The sequence below is a fragment of the Aeromonas dhakensis genome (assembly GCF_002285935.1).
GTDB lineage: Bacteria > Pseudomonadota > Gammaproteobacteria > Enterobacterales > Aeromonadaceae > Aeromonas > Aeromonas dhakensis.
The window spans coordinates 2,466,633-2,480,131 of the sequence record NZ_CP023141.1; the positions used below are offsets into that span (position 1 = coordinate 2,466,633).

Consider the following 13,499-nt stretch of genomic DNA (forward strand, 5'->3'; position numbering starts at 1 on the left):
CAGATGACTCAATAGGTTAGTGGCGCATTTTTCCCGTGGCGACACTCATAAAATCACACGAAAACAACATATCTATCTAATGGGGCGGGTTCAAGCCCAAAATGTATTCAGCACATTTTGTTACAAGGGGACCCGCCGTCAGCAGTGCCAATTGCTGCTCAGCCGGCTGGCGTGCGCCCACAATCAGCTTCACATAAGTGGTAAAGGGAGTTGGCAGAGAGGTGTGGGTGGCAGGCGCAGACCGGCTGCGCCGCGATCAAATCAAGAGACGGGTCGGTTGGCCGGGGGGAGTCAGGCCACCTCGCGAGGGCGGGGGGCCTGCGCCTTGAGGAAGGGGAGCAGCAACAGGGCGGAGACGCCGGCCGCCACCGAGATGACCACGAAGAAGCCCTGCCAGTGCCAGATCTCCATCACCTTGGCCAGCGGATAGCCCGACAGCGCTGCCCCCATGTAGGCGAACAGGCCGACGAAGCCGGTGGCGGCCCCCGCCGAGTTCTTGTGGGAGCACTCCGCCGCCGCCATGCCGATCAGCATCTGGGGGCCGAACACGAAGAAGCCGATGGTGAAGAAGCAGGCCGCCTGCATCACGTAGCTGAAGAAGGGCATCAGCCACAGCGACCCCACCGAGAGCAATATCCCCACCGCGAAGATGAGGTTCATGGGCCCGCGGTTGCCGTTGAACAGCTTGTCCGATCCCCAGCCCGCCACCAGGGCACCGATAAAGCCCCCCACCTCGAACATGGAGATGGCCGAGTTGGCGCTCATCAGATTGAAGCCGCGCTGCTCGGTCATGTAGAGATTGCCCCAGTCGTTGATGGCGGTGCGCACCACGTAGACCAGCACGTAGCAGCAGGCCAGCAGCCAGATATAGGGGTTGCCGAGCACGTACTTGCGCAGGATCTGGCGATGGGAGAGCCCCGCATCCTGAGTCTGCTGGGCCAGCTCCAGCGCATCGCTGCGCCACTCGCCCACCGTGGGCAGACCCATGGCGCTCGGGGTATCTCGCAGCCGCCAGCAGAGAAATAGCCCCGCGACGATAGCGATAAGGCCGGGCACTATCATGCCGTAGCGCCAGCCGTGCTGCAGGGCGAGGGTGCTGACGATGAGGGGGATGAGCGCGCCGCCCACGTTGTGGGCCGTGTTCCAGGCCGACCACCAGAAGCCACGTTCGCTGCGCGAATACCAGCTGGTGAGCAGCTTGGAGCAGGGGGGCCAGCCCCAGCCCTGGAAGAAGGCGTTGGCAACCCAGAGGGCGGCGAACAGCCACAGCGACGACGAGAGCCCGAACAGGATATTGATGACCCCGGTCGCCATCAGGCCGAGGCCCATGAAGTAGCGCGGGTTGGCGCGGTCGCTGATGATGCCGGAGAAGAACTTGGAGCAGCCGTAGGTGATGTAGAACAGGGTCCACAGCATGCCGATGTCGGCCTTGGCCAGCATGCCGCTTGCCAGCATGTCCGGCATGGCGAAGTTGAAGCTCTTGCGGGTGAAGTAGAAGACCGCATAGCCCAGGTACATGGTCAGCAGTATGTGCAGCCGCCAGTGGCGATAACAGGCGTCGATCTCGGCCTGATCGCGGATGAGGGGCTGGGGCGGCGCACTGCGCATAAAGCTCAGCATGGAAGCGCTCCCGGTCGGAGAGTGGGCTTATTCATGGTTTTCCTCCCGCTTGCGATCGGGCAGGGTCACGGTCAGCTGGGTGCCGTGTACGCAGGAGAGTTGCAGCGAGCCCCCCAGCGCCTGCACCCGCTCGCGAATGCCGAGCAGGCCGTAGCCCTGGGGCGTGCGGTGCTCGGGCAGGCCGCAGCCATCGTCTTCCAGCAGCAGGGTCAGTCGCTCCCCCTGACGCTGGGCCCGGATGGTGACCGAGCTGGCGTTGGCGTGTTTGACCACGTTGTTGAGCCCCTCCTGACAGACCCGAAACAGGGTGACCCGCTGGGCATCGGAGAGGCCGGTGTCCGCCAGCTGCCACTCCAGCCGGGTAACGATGCCACGGCGCTCCAGCTCAAGCTCGCGCAGCAGGGCGCGCACCGCCTGCTCCAGGCTCATGTCGTCGAGCTGGCGGGGGCGCAGCCGGCCGAGCAGGCCGCGCACCGCGTCGTAGATGCCAAGCGACAGGGTCTCGATAAGGGCGCTGCTCTGGCCCACCCCGGCGTTGTCAGGCGCCAACCGGCGCGCTATGCCGGCCTGGGTGCGGATGGCGGTGATGGTCTGGCCGATGTCGTCGTGCAGCTCGCGCGCCACCTCCTTGCGGATGCTCTCTTCGGTCTCCAGCAGCCGTTCGGTGAGCTGGCGGTTGTGGGCGAGCTGGCGGGTCAGCGCCTGGTTGAGTTCGCGCTGGCGCTGGATGCCGGCACCGAGCAGCAGGCCGGTGAGGCTCTGGGCCAGCAGGGAGAGCAGCAGATCGAGCGGATGATCGTGCCAGGCCTGGCCGGCCATCAGCGCCACCGTGTTCATCAGGGTGGCGAGCAGGGCCCCCTGCCAGCCGTAGCGCCAGGCCATGGCGATGATGGGAATGGCCAGGCAAAACGGGGTGAAGCGCACCAGCGAGTCCGGCAGGCCGAGCTGCAGCCAGAGGCTCAGCACGAACAGCAGCAGATACCAGACCAGGTGGCGAAAGCGCCAGTCCACCGGTTGATCCACCAGCGCAGGGCCGAGCGGCACCCAGGTGGCGCGGGTGAGGTAGTGCCAGATCAGCATGCAGGTGGAGGTGAGGGTCAGCCCGCCGGTGAGGGTGAGCAGCAGGGCGGTGAGGCCATCCTCGCCGGCCAGGTGCCAGAGCAGGGATTGCAGCCCGGCCGCCACCGTGACGGTGGCCAGCAGCACCAGCAACTGCTGCCAGTCGTTGCGCACCGGCTGGCGGCGGGCGATGAGCAGCGGCAGCAGGGTGAGCAGGCTGCCCGCCTGAATGAGCGGCCACAGCGGCAGCCCCACCTCCTGGTTGAGCCAGTAGAGCAGCAGGGATTCGCACAGCAGCAGCGGCGGCCAGTAGGCGAGCGGGCTTTGCAAGAGCAGCCCCAGCCGCAGGCCGAAGGGGAACAGCAGGGCCGCCAGCATGGGGGAGCCCGCCAGATGCAGGCCAATGCTCCACAGGCAAAACCAGCCGGCGGCAAAGATGAAGCAGGCCGCCAGCGAGATGGCGACATAGCTGGCCAGACGAGCGATCACCAGCTGTCCAGCATGCGGTGGGCCAGTTCCACGTTGTTGCTGACCTTGAGCTTGTCCATCAGGTTGGCGCGGTGCACGTGCACCGTCTTGGGGGAGAGGCCGAGCTGCTCGGCGATGGCCTTCACCTCCAGTCCCCGCGCCAGCAGCTGGGCCACTTCCCGCTCCCGATTGGTGAGGGGATCCTGGCTGTTGCAGGCGAGCTTTTGGGCGATGTCCGGGGTGAGGTAGCAGCCGCCATGGGCGGCGGTGCGCACCGCGGCGATCAGCTCGTCCGGGCTGCAGCGCTTGGAGAGGAACCCCTTGGCGCCGGCCTGCAGGGCCTGCTCGATGAGGGCCGGGCTGTCGTGCACCGACAGCATCACCACGGCCAGCCCCGAGGGGAGGCGCTTGAGCAGGTCCAGCCCGGATTGATCCGGCATGGAGATGTCGCACACGCACAGCTGTACCCCGCTGCCGGGCAGACCCGCCAGCGCCTCGGCGGCGGAGCCGAATTCGGCCACCACCCGCAGGTCGGGTTCGAGATTGAGCAGTTGGGCAAAACCGGAGCGGACGATCTGGTGATCGTCGATGAGGGCAATCTTAATCATGATGTCAGCCTGAAATCTGCGGCCAGGGTGCTGGCGCGGCCAACAAGATACCTGCCCCCTCGTCCCGGCTCAAGTGAAAGCGGGGCCGGAAGGCAGGATTGGCGCCACTTCTGCGGCAAAGCTTGATCGGGATCAGCTGCAGGGGCACGCCCGGCGCCGTCATGCAGGCCGGCGCGTGCCCGGGAGGGCTAGCGGTGCAGCTCGCCGGCACGCTCCGGCTGGTAGACCACCTCCAGGATCTCCACCTGGATGGTGCGACCGGCCGGGCCCGGCCAGGCGATGCTGTCACCCACCTTGAGCCCAAGCAGAGCACTGCCGACCGGGGCCAGCACGGAGATCTTCGACTCGTCTCCCTGTACGTCCCGCGGGTAGACCAGGGTCAGGCAGAATTCGTTGCCGCTACTCTGCATCTTGAAGCGCACCGTGCTGTTCATGGTCACCACGTCCGGCGGCATGTCGGCCGGTTCGCGGATCTCGGCGCGATCCAGCTCCTCCTGCAGGGCCAGGTGCTGGGGATGGTTGCCGAGCAGCTGCTCGATGCGATCGAGATCCAGGCTGGAAATCACGAGATGTGGCTGTTTCATAAGATATTCCTTATCAATGGGTCTGATGGCCAGGATGACGGGCAAGCTGGCCGAAAAAAGAGTGTGCGATACGAAAAAACAGATCGGGAATGCGATGCCCCCAACGACTCGCTGTCAGGGGCGAGGGCGGGGGCTCAACGGGGTGTGAGCAGACTTGACAAAATCATGAGCGCTTTCATGGGGATACCATAACCATTCTGAACTGCTTTGGCAATTCTCCTGACAAGCTTGTCAGGGCGCCTGGTAATCGTACTGTTTGATGATGCGCGCCAGGCTCCCGTCGTCGCGCATGGCGGCGATAGTCTGGTACCAGCGGGTCGCCTCGGCGCTTGGAAAATGGGGGCTGGCAGCCAGGTACAGGGGAGAGTGTTGCAGGGTTTCGCCGCGCACCAGATCCGCCAGCGGCAGGCCGGCCTGCTGCTGGTTGTAGCGGGCGCTGTTCCAGGCCACAGCCCAGCCCTGGATGCGGCCGAGCGCCAGCTTGTCGGCATTGTGGATCTCCTCGGCTACCAGTGCCTGTTTCACCTGCGGATAGGGTCGCAGCAGGCTCTGGCCAAAGGAGCCGCGCATCACGCCGACAGTGAGGCCGGGCAGGGCATTGATGGTGAGAGGGGTCGGGTGGTATTGGCGATGGCTGACCAGCACGAAGGCCTCGTCCATCAGGGGGGCAATCCAGAGAAACTGAGGGTCGCGCTGGGGGCTGCGCACCGGCGGCACCAGCAAGACATTCCGGCGATAACGGGCCTGGCTGAGGGCGCGGGCCAGCGGCATCAGCTCGATGGTGAGCGGCTCCTTGAGCCGGCGGGCGGCCTCTTCCAGCACCTCGATGACCATGCCGCTCGGGGCGCCCTGATTGGAGCGGATCACATAAGGGGGGATCTCGGCGGCGATGACCACCACGGCCCGGGCCGGCAGGGCGGAAAAAAGCAGGGAGCAAAACAGCAGCAGGAGAGCGGAAATTCGCATGGCAGACCTGATCCGGGATGAGTACACAGAGTGTACCACCCCGTCGGCACAAGTCAGCCCACCCTGTTCGGGGCGTCCCGTCAGTCGAAGAAATCTCGCAGATCCAGAGTCTGGTAGCCCTCCAGCTGCTGCCAGGGCAGGGCTTTGGGCAGGGGTTTGAGGGTCACCTCCATCCGGTAGCTGCGATAGCCGTCGAGACTCGCCGACTCCACCACCAGCGGCAGCTGCCAGCGGCTCGACCAGAGGATGCGGGTGCGCTGCTTGCCCTCGCGCTTCTCATACCAGCGGGCCTGCTCGGGAGCCGGCTCGTCGAGGGGGGTCATCTCCTGCAGCAGGGCCGGGTTGATGAGGTGGCGGATCCTGGGCCAGTCGGGCTTGAAGGCCACCTGGCCATACTCCTCCTCCGGTACCTCCACCAGCTGGTTGTGCCAGTTGTCGGCGTAGCGCAGCTGCAACTCATCCTGCTGGTTGCGGGTCACCCAGCGCGCCGCCATCTGGTGGGTAAAGTGCTTGTGGCCCGGGGTGGCATCGTGGGCGGCGTGGTAGGCACGGGCCAGGGGGAGGGGAATGAGCCGCTGGCTCCACACCTGATCGCCGACCCGCAGCCACTTCTCCTGCCACTGACTCTCCTTGCTGATGCCATCGCTGCTGGTCACCCTGTCCTGATAGCGGATGCGGGCAGCCAGATCGGGGACTTCATCGGCAAGGAGGGAAAAAGAGAGGCTGCTGGTGAGCAGCCACAAGGGTAATAAATATCGCATCATGCCGTCTCGCTCGAGCGAGCAGGGCCCGGCACCTGGCCGGGCCCTGCCGTTTACAGACCGAGCGCCTCCTTGAGCTTGCCGAACACCTTGGTGTTGTCGAGGGTTCCCTTGAAGCGGCTGCTGCCGGCGCCGTCGGCAAACAGCATCACATCGCCGCCGCCGTGAGTCTCGGAGCCCAGCTTGACCCCGGTCTCTTGCAGGTAGTCGTCCGCCATCACCTGATCGCTGGTGAGGGTGGGGCGCACGTCGGCGCGGTTGGGGCCGTTGCCGAACACCAGGGTGGTGAACGGCTTGCCATCCACGTCGTTCTGGGTCGAGCCGTCGCCATTTTTCACCAGATCCAGCACCTTGTTGCCCTTGGCGGAGTAGCCGTTGATGGTCATGGTGTGGTCATGGTCGGCGGTGACCACGATCAGGGTATCTTTCAGATCCACCTTGCCGAGCGCCGTCTTGACCGCCTCGTCGAGCGCCACCGCGTCGGTGAGCGAGCGTTTGGCATTGGTGCCGTGCAGGGCGTGATCGATGCGACCCCCTTCCACCATCAGGAAGTAACCCTGACTGTTCTGGCTGAGCAGATCGATCGCCTTGGCGGTCATCTCCGAGAGGGAGGGCTGGGTGCTTGCCGCCCCCTTGGCGACCCGATCCAGCTCGTAGTCGAGGTGGGACTTGGCGCTGAACAGCCCAAGCACCTTGCCCGAGTTGACGCCAGCCAGATCATCTTTGGTGGTGACGTAGTGGTAGCCCTGGGCAGTCAGCTCGGCGGTGAGATCCCGCCCGTCGGCGCGACCACCCTTGTTGCTGGTGCTGTTGTAGGGCGTCCAGTGGTTGGCGCCGCCTCCCATCAGCACGTCGACCCCATCCCCCAGCGCGGTGTTGAAGCCGGCACCGCCCGGTACCGCCTGCTCGGCGATGGCGTAGGCGGCATCCCGGTGGCAGATGTGGGAGTAGGTGGCGGCCGGGGTGGCATGGGTCAGCTCGGTGGTGGTGACGGCTCCCACCGACTTGCCGACCGCCTTGGCCAGCTCGAGAATGGTGGGTACCGGCTTGCCGTTGTCGCTGGTGCAGTTGTTGATGCCCTTGTTGCCGTTGACGTCCTTGCCGGGCGCGACGGCCTTGGTGTCGCTGCTCATGGCGATCACCTCGTTGTTCATCTTGACCCCGGTGGTGTAGGCCGCCATGGAGGGGGCCGAGTCGGTGGTCTGGGCGTCGTTGGAGAAGGTCTTGATGCGGGCGCTGCGGGCCAGCTTCATTATCTCCAGATTGCCCTCTTCCCCCACCTTGTAGAGGCGGGTGGCGGTGAGCACGGTGGGGCCCATGCCGTCGCCGATAAACAGGATGACGTTCTTGGCGTCGCTGGCCTGTGCTTGGGCCGCGCCGCCGAGGGCGGCCAGCAGGGCTGTGCTGACGAGGGTTTTATGCAGTTTTTGTTTCATGGCGCTTTTCATGGGAATGCTCCTTACAGCCCGGCCGCAGCCTTGACCTTGCCGAACACGGCGGTGTTGTCGAGTGAGCCGTGGAAGCTCTCCGCTCCCTGGCCGATGGCGCCGAGGAAGACGTCGGTGCCGCCGTGGGTCTCGTTGCCTATCTCGCCTACCTTGACCACCACCTCCTGGTGATAGTCGTTGGCAGAGACGGTGGCGTCGTCCAGCGGCGCTACGCTGCTGCGCGGACCATCCACCCGGTTGTAGCCGTTGCCAAAGCCGATGATGGTGTAGGGCATGCCGTCGGCATCCTTGCTCGGCTCGCCGGTTTCGTAGTTCTTCACCAGCCCGAGCACGCCGGGGTTGTCGGCGGTGGTCTTGCCGGTGCGCTTGGCATAACCATTCAGGACTAGCGTGTGGTCATGGTCGGCGGTGACCACGATCAGGGTGTTTTTCAGCTCGGGATCGGTTTTCTTCACCTCGTCGATGGTCGCCTTGATGGCGTTGTCGAAGGCGAGGGTGTCCTGCAAGGCACGCTTGGCGTTGGTGTCGTGCAGGGCATGGTCGATGCGCCCCCCTTCCACCATCAGGAAGTAGCCCTGTTTCTTGTCCTTGAGCTGCTTGATGGCGGCCAGGGTCATCTGGGTCAGGGAGGGCTCGCTGGCGGGTCGGTCCAGGTCATATTTCATGTGGCTTGAGCCAAACAGCCCCAGCAGCGGCTTGCTCGCATCGGCCTGGTTCAGCTCGCCCAGGGTTGCGGCAAACTGGTAGCCCTTGGCCTTCATCTCGTCGATGAGGTTGCGGCCATCCTCGCGCTTGCCCTTGTCGGCCTTGGGCAGGAAGAAGCTGCTGCCGCCGCCGAGTACCACGTCCACTCCCTCTTTGAGGGCGCTGTTGTAACCGGCGCCGCCGGGTACCAGCTGGGCGGCGATGTCCGCTTCCAGATCCCGGTTGCAGAGGTGGGCATAGGTGGCGGCCGGGGTGGCGTGGGTCACCCGGGTGGTGGTGACCACGCCGGTGCCGCGACCGGCGGCCTTGGCCAGCTCCAGCAAGGTGGTGACCGGCTTGCCGGCGCTCTTGCTGCAGTCGTTCTCCTGGGTGGCATCGCCGTCCATGCTGATGACACCGTTGTTGCTCTTGCCCCCGGTCATGTAGGCGGACATGGAGGGGGCCGAGTCGGTCACCTGGGCGTCGTGGGAGAAGGTCTTGATGAAGGCCGTCTCCGGCAGGGTATCGATGGTGAGGCTGCCCTCTTCACCGACGCCGTAGATGCGGGCGGCGGTCAGGGTGTTGAGACCCATGCCGTCGCCGAGGAAGAAGATCACGTTCTTGGCGCCGGGGGCGGGCGCACTGCTGTCGTTGTTGGAGTTGCAGCCGGCGGCCAGGGCGGCGCCGATCATCAATGCAAGTCCTGCCATCTTTCTCATTGGGGTTCGCTCCTTGTAAAACCTGAGCGCAGCCTAGAGGTCGCAGATGACACTTTTAGTGAAACTGGATGACAATCCGATGAAGGTGTTGCGTGAATGTTATGTTGTATCAATAGCTTATCTATCAATAGCCAGGGCTGGCCACATCGGCTGACGCGGGGAGAGTGCGGGCGAAAATCTGGCCGGTTTGCCGGCTGGCGGCTAGAATGGCCTGTCAAATCGGGGCGGGTGCAGGTAAAATGCGCCCCCTTGCGACGCCCTGCGTCCGCCATCGCCCGCCGCTCGCGCCACCGCAAGCCCGCGCCCGCAGTCCCTAGATGAGAGTAACGGATATGTCCATCAACTGGTTCCCCGGCCACATGCACAAGGCCCGCAAAGAGATTGCCGAGGTCATGCCCCAGGTCGATGTCATCATAGAGATGCTCGACGCCCGCATCCCCTTCTCCAGCGAAAACCCGCTGGTGCCCGAGCTGCGCGGCGATACTCCGGTGATCAAGGTGCTCAACAAGGCGGATCTCGCCGACCCCGAGATCACCGCGCTGTGGGTGGCCCACATGGAACAGGAGAAGGGGATCAAGGCGCTGCCCCTGACCCAGCAGGAGCCGGAGAAGATCAAGCAGCTGCTGACCCTCTGCCACGAGATGCTGCCGGAGCGCAATCTGGAGCTGCGCGGCGTGCGCGCCATGATCATGGGCATTCCCAACGTGGGAAAATCCACCCTGATCAACACCCTGGCGGGGCGCATCATCGCCCGCACCGGCAACGAGGCGGGGGTGACCAAGTCCCAGCAGCGGATCAAGCTGGACAACAACGTCATCCTGACCGACACCCCGGGCTTCTTGTGGCCCAAACTCAACCCGCCCTCCTGCGGTTATCGGCTGGCCATCACGGCCGCCATCAAGGACACCGTCTATGACTATGCGGACATCGCCATGTTCGCCGCGGACTACTTCCTCAAGGCCTATCCGGAGCGGATCCAGGCGCGCTATCAGATTGACGCGCTGCCCGAGACCGAGATCGAACTGCTGGATCTGATTGCCCGTCAGCGCGGCTTCATGCGCAAGGGGGGGCTGTCGGATCTGCACAAGGCGTCCGAGATCCTGGTCAACGAGTTCCGCTCTGGCCTGCTAGGCCGCATCTCGCTGGAGACCCCGCAGATGGTGAGCAGCGAGATCGTGGAGGCCGATGCCGAGGCCGAACAGAAGGCCAAGGAGAAGGCGGAGCGGGAAGAGGAGCGCCAGGCGCGGGCCCGCCGCAAGTACGCCAAGAAGCGTCAGCGCTGACCGGCCTTGTGCCAGGTATAAAGAAGAGGCGACCCGGGGTCGCCTCTTCTCGTTATGGCCCCCAGGATTGAGAAGAGGCCGACAGGCAACCGGCATCTGCCCGTCATCATGGCCAAAGAGTCCGTGAATCAAGGGGATAGGTTGGGCGCCGAACAGTGCCGTGCTGCACCGCACCAGCAGCATTCGATAAAACCTTGCGATCCTGCTTTCAGTGCCGATTGACAATGGCATTGGCGGTGGCATGATGCGCTCGCATTTTGACTCTCCTCGCGGTTTTACCCATGACCATATACACCCGGCCAGTGCTGTTATTGCTCTGTGGCCTGCTGCTGCTGACCCTCTCCATCGCGGTGCTCAATACCCTGGTACCGCTCTGGCTTGCCCATGAACAGCTGCCGACCTGGCAGGTGGGCATGGTCGGCTCCTCCTATTTCAGCGGCAACCTGCTGGGCACCCTGCTGGCGGGCACCTTGATCAGGCGCTGCGGCTTCAACCGCAGCTATTACCTGGCCTCCGCCCTCTTTGCCGCCGGTTGTGTCGGGCTCGGCATTACCCTTGATTTCTGGAGCTGGCTCGGCTGGCGATTTATCGCCGGTATCGGCTGCGCCATGATCTGGGTGGTGGTGGAGAGCGCGCTGATGTGCAGCGGCAACGCGCACAATCGGGGCCGTCTGCTGGCCGCCTACATGATGGTCTACTACCTGGGCACAGTGCTCGGCCAGCTCTTGGTCAGCAAGTTGCCGACCGGTCTGATGGAGGTACTGCCCTGGGCGAGTGGGCTGATCCTGGCGGCTATCCTGCCGCTGTTGTTCACCCGCATCGTCAGTGAGCGCAGCGAAGCGCAGGGCTCAACCCGGGTCTGGTCCATGTTGCTGCTGCGTCAGGCACGGCTCGGGGTCGACGGCTGCATCATCTCCGGCATCGTGCTGGGGTCGCTCTACGGCCTGATGCCGCTCTACCTGAACCATCAGGGGGTGAGCGATGCGGGGATTGGTTACTGGATGGCGGTGATGGTGAGTGCCGGCATCCTGGGGCAGTGGCCGGTGGGTCGGCTGGCGGACAGGTTCGGCCGCCTGCCGGTGCTGCGGGTACAGGTGCTGGTGGTGATCCTGGGGTGCGGGGCCATGCTCGGCGGCGTGGCGATGGGGCCGGCGCTGTTCATCCTGGGCGCCGCCGGGTTTACCCTCTATCCGGTGGCCATGGCGTGGGCCTGCGAGAAGGTCGAGCACCATCAGCTGGTGGCCATGAACCAGGCGCTGCTGCTGAGCTACACCATCGGCAGTCTGCTCGGCCCGGCTTATACCGCACTCCTGATGCAGCACCTTTCGGACAACCTGCTGTTCATCATGATCGCCGGCGTGGCCTTGCTCTATCTGCTGATGTTGCTGCGCCCCATGGGGAAACACTCGACACCGGTGGCCCACGCCTGAACTGTGGTCGGCGGCAGGGCACCATCCTCGCTTCCCGATAGGGGGCTGGATGGCACGCATATAAAGCAGAGGCGGCCCAGGGGCCGCCTTGTTGTTTGCAACGGTGACCAGGCAGAGATCAACGGCTAGCCGTAGCGCCTGTGCGCCTCTTCAAACAAGGACATATGCAGCGGGATCAGCTGTTGCCAGTCACGGCGGTAGCCGCCGCCCGGTACGGCGGCAATGGGCAGCCCGTGCCGTTGTGCGCAGTCAAAGACCATGGCATCGCGCTGGCGCACCCCCTCATTACTCAAGGAGAGATAGCCAAGTTCGTCGGCATGATGCACGTCCACCCCGGCCTGATAGAGGATGAGGTCGGGGGCGTAGAGCCGCAACGCCAGATTGAGCGCCTCTGCCAGCGTGGTGAGGTAGGCATCGTCCTCCATGCCGCTTGGCAGGGGGAAATCCATGTGGGAGGCGGGCTTGTGGCGGGGAAAGTTGTGTTCCCCGTGCAGGGAGAGGGTGATGATGTCGCGCCGCCCCCGGCACAGGGCGGCACTGCCATCCCCTTGATGGACATCGAGATCGACGATCAGTACCTGTTCGCAGCGCCTTTCGTCCAGACAGGTCTGGGCGGCGATCACCAGATCGTTGAACAGGCAAAAGCCGCTACCAAAGTCCCGGTGGGCGTGGTGATAGCCACCGGAGATCTGCAGGCCGCAGCCTTGCGCGAGGGCGTGTCGGCTGGCGGCAAGGGTGGCCCCCACCGAGCGCAGGGTGCGTTCAATCAGCACGGAGGACCAGGGAAACCCCAGCTGGCGAATGGCGCCCGCATCCAGGGTGCCGGTGAGGGCCGCGCCCACATAGGCCGCATCGTGCACTCTCTCCTCTCTATCTGGGTGCGACTGGCGGGCGCGGCCTCTGCCAGCGGATAACCCAGGTTTCCCAGCTGTTCAAACAGTGCCTGGTATTTGGCCAGTGGAAAGCGATGGCGCTCTGGCAGGGTCAGGGCGGAGTAGAGGGGGTGATGGAAGATGCGCAGTGACATGAAGGCTGGGCCTTGGCAAATGGGCAGATATGAAAAAGGGGAGCCAGGCTCCCCTTGTCATGCCCGATAATTCGGGACGAACAGATGCAATTACTGCTGCTGGATCACCCAGATCTGGAAGGCTTTGCGGGTCTCCGCATCGGCCTTGTTGTACCAGTTTTGCAGCTGGGTCAGGGCTTCCGGATTGCTTTGGGCCTTGCTCGGGGCGACCTGAACCGGGGCGCTGTTGGCGGCCATGACGGCAGCGGTAGAGACGGCGACAGTCTTGGGCTGGTTGAACGCCTTGCCCATGTTGATCAGCTCCTGCTGATAGTCACGGGTCAGCTGGAAGCCTTCCACCTTCGGCAGCACGAACTGCTCGGTGGTGACGACCTGGCCGCTGCTCTTGTCTTTGAGCGCGACTTTCTGTTCCTTGACGAACTGGTTGGCTTCGGATTCGTTGCGCGGCTTCTTGTAGTCCAGCACCAGTTTCTGGTTGTCGGCGGCGGTGAAGTTGATCACCAGCGGCTCGGCGGTGACCAGCTTGGTGTCGCTGCGGCTGGAGTAGTTGCCTTCGAAGGCGACGACCAGTTGGTGCTTGCCGGCTTTGATAGGATAGGTACTCGTCTTGTCGAGCAGTTTGGGATTGATGGATTGGCCATCGATCAGCTGCACCACATAGGGGTTGTTCACTTCCAGTTGGGCATCGGCCAGGGCACTACCTGCCCACAACAGACCAGCCAGGGCTGGCACCAGAACAGTCAGTTTCATTTCATCTCCTTGAACAGTCAGGCGAGTGCCCACTGAAAAACAGGGGCTCATTTTTGCAGGTTTGCCAGAGGGCGGCAATAGGCGTTTATGGC

Annotated in this window: 11 protein-coding genes and 1 pseudogene; 2 read left to right on the forward strand and 10 right to left on the reverse strand. The window is 64.2% G+C overall.

Annotation, left to right across the window (positions count from 1 at the left end; genetic code table 11):
- Window positions 1-291 precede the first annotated feature (291 nt).
- The 8 genes from CK627_RS11810 to CK627_RS11850 form a co-directional block, all read right to left on the reverse strand.
- Window positions 292-1,620: an MFS transporter gene (locus CK627_RS11810; protein WP_010633493.1), complete on the reverse strand. Its 1,329-nt coding sequence runs from the start codon at window positions 1,618-1,620 to the stop codon at window positions 292-294.
- Between the two features lie 27 nt (window positions 1,621-1,647).
- The gene (gene uhpB, locus CK627_RS11815; RefSeq protein ID WP_095592422.1) at window positions 1,648-3,168 is read right to left on the reverse strand and encodes a signal transduction histidine-protein kinase/phosphatase UhpB; all 1,521 of its coding nucleotides are present in this window, start codon (window positions 3,166-3,168) and stop codon (window positions 1,648-1,650) included.
- On the reverse strand, window positions 3,165-3,755 hold the full coding sequence (gene uhpA / locus CK627_RS11820; protein WP_005302722.1) for a response regulator transcription factor UhpA: 591 nt from the start codon (window positions 3,753-3,755) through the stop codon (window positions 3,165-3,167). Before uhpA ends, uhpB begins: the two co-directional genes overlap by 4 nt.
- A gap of 188 nt (window positions 3,756-3,943) precedes the next feature.
- Complete coding sequence (gene rnk, locus CK627_RS11825) at window positions 3,944-4,339, reverse strand: nucleoside diphosphate kinase regulator (RefSeq protein ID WP_005302721.1); 396 nt, start codon at window positions 4,337-4,339, stop codon at window positions 3,944-3,946.
- 231 nt (window positions 4,340-4,570) lie between these two features.
- Entirely contained in the window at window positions 4,571-5,305 is a 735-nt protein-coding gene (locus CK627_RS11835; RefSeq protein ID WP_162513084.1) for a substrate-binding periplasmic protein, read from the reverse strand.
- An 80-nt stretch (window positions 5,306-5,385) separates the two neighbouring features.
- Window positions 5,386-6,069, reverse strand: a complete 684-nt coding sequence (locus tag CK627_RS11840) for a hypothetical protein (RefSeq protein ID WP_042008461.1) — start codon at window positions 6,067-6,069, stop codon at window positions 5,386-5,388.
- A 50-nt stretch (window positions 6,070-6,119) separates the two neighbouring features.
- Window positions 6,120-7,514, reverse strand: coding sequence for an alkaline phosphatase (locus tag CK627_RS11845; protein ID WP_095592424.1), 1,395 nt, complete (start codon window positions 7,512-7,514; stop codon window positions 6,120-6,122).
- An 11-nt stretch (window positions 7,515-7,525) separates the two neighbouring features.
- Entirely contained in the window at window positions 7,526-8,917 is a 1,392-nt protein-coding gene (locus CK627_RS11850) for an alkaline phosphatase (RefSeq protein WP_095592425.1), read from the reverse strand.
- Between the two features lie 332 nt (window positions 8,918-9,249).
- On the opposite strand from CK627_RS11850, the gene ylqF reads away from it, so the two are divergent.
- Complete coding sequence (ylqF, locus tag CK627_RS11855) at window positions 9,250-10,200, forward strand: ribosome biogenesis GTPase YlqF (RefSeq protein WP_010633500.1); 951 nt, start codon at window positions 9,250-9,252, stop codon at window positions 10,198-10,200.
- A 281-nt stretch (window positions 10,201-10,481) separates the two neighbouring features.
- Window positions 10,482-11,630, forward strand: coding sequence for an MFS transporter (locus CK627_RS11860; protein ID WP_095592426.1), 1,149 nt, complete (start codon window positions 10,482-10,484; stop codon window positions 11,628-11,630).
- A 125-nt stretch (window positions 11,631-11,755) separates the two neighbouring features.
- Here the strand turns inward: CK627_RS11860 and CK627_RS11865 are convergent.
- Together CK627_RS11865 and CK627_RS11870 are read right to left on the reverse strand one after the other, a co-directional pair.
- A pseudogene (locus tag CK627_RS11865) lies at window positions 11,756-12,657 on the reverse strand (histone deacetylase family protein).
- Window positions 12,658-12,747: 90 nt separating this feature from the next.
- On the reverse strand, window positions 12,748-13,407 hold the full coding sequence (locus tag CK627_RS11870; RefSeq protein ID WP_010633503.1) for a YccT family protein: 660 nt from the start codon (window positions 13,405-13,407) through the stop codon (window positions 12,748-12,750).
- Between the last annotated feature and the right edge of the window lie 92 nt (window positions 13,408-13,499).

Coding starts and splice junctions, on each gene's coding strand:
- CK627_RS11810 (WP_010633493.1), bottom strand. CDS start 1,620: ATGCTGAGCTTTATGCGCAGTGCGCCGCCCCAGCCCCTCATCCGCGAT.
- CK627_RS11835 (WP_162513084.1), bottom strand. CDS start 5,305: ATGCGAATTTCCGCTCTCCTGCTGCTGTTTTGCTCCCTGCTTTTTTCC.
- ylqF (WP_010633500.1), top strand. CDS start 9,250: ATGTCCATCAACTGGTTCCCCGGCCACATGCACAAGGCCCGCAAAGAG.
- CK627_RS11850 (WP_095592425.1), bottom strand. CDS start 8,917: ATGAGAAAGATGGCAGGACTTGCATTGATGATCGGCGCCGCCCTGGCC.
- rnk (WP_005302721.1), bottom strand. CDS start 4,339: ATGAAACAGCCACATCTCGTGATTTCCAGCCTGGATCTCGATCGCATC.
- CK627_RS11860 (WP_095592426.1), top strand. CDS start 10,482: ATGACCATATACACCCGGCCAGTGCTGTTATTGCTCTGTGGCCTGCTG.
- uhpA (WP_005302722.1), bottom strand. CDS start 3,755: ATGATTAAGATTGCCCTCATCGACGATCACCAGATCGTCCGCTCCGGT.
- CK627_RS11845 (WP_095592424.1), bottom strand. CDS start 7,514: ATGAAAAGCGCCATGAAACAAAAACTGCATAAAACCCTCGTCAGCACA.
- CK627_RS11870 (WP_010633503.1), bottom strand. CDS start 13,407: ATGAAACTGACTGTTCTGGTGCCAGCCCTGGCTGGTCTGTTGTGGGCA.
- CK627_RS11840 (WP_042008461.1), bottom strand. CDS start 6,069: ATGATGCGATATTTATTACCCTTGTGGCTGCTCACCAGCAGCCTCTCT.